Here is a 589-nt window from a genome sequence, read left to right as displayed (position 1 = left end):
CCGTCGTTGCGTTGGCCTCCGGTGACCACGATCGCCAGCGGGCGGCCCTTGCCGTCCACGGCATGGTGGATCTTCGTAGTCAACCCACCACGAGAGCGTCCGACGCCGTGACCTGCAGGTTCAACGTCCTCAAAGGCAGAATTCTTGTAATTCGAGCAAGCCCCCTGTGTCCTGCTCGGGGCGCGTGGTGTTCGTGGCGTGCTGGTGGGCACGCGCGATCGTGGCATCGACCGACACCATCCACTCGACCTTCCCCTGCGCGTCGGCCTCGGCCAAGATCTGCGCCAGCACCCGGTCCCAGGTGCCGTCCGCGGCATACCGGCGGTGACGCTTCCACACGGTCTGCCAAGGGCCGAACTCCTCCCGGGGCAGATCGCGCCACGGGATCCCGGTCCGATACCGGTAAGCAATACCCTCCACCACCTTGCGGTGCTCACCGAAGGGATGACCCTTACGACCCTCGTTCGAGGGCAACAGCGGCTCGATCCGCGCCCACTCCTCATCACTGAACACCCGGAACCGCGATCGCCGCTTCGTCATGAACTCACACTGCCGCGCGCCCCACCCGCCATAAGGGAGACACGCCCTA

The 589-nt window shown here is 65.9% G+C and carries 1 pseudogene; it reads right to left on the bottom strand.

From position 1 onward, the window contains the following. Positions 1-540: pseudogene (locus tag KILIM_RS21845) on the bottom strand (IS5 family transposase); the annotation flags it as partial. Positions 541-589: the final 49 nt, after the last annotated feature.

The organism is Kineosphaera limosa NBRC 100340, from assembly GCF_000298215.1.
Taxonomy (GTDB): Bacteria; Actinomycetota; Actinomycetes; order Actinomycetales; family Dermatophilaceae; genus Kineosphaera; species Kineosphaera limosa.
This window is presented reverse-complemented; position numbering and strand designations above follow the sequence as displayed.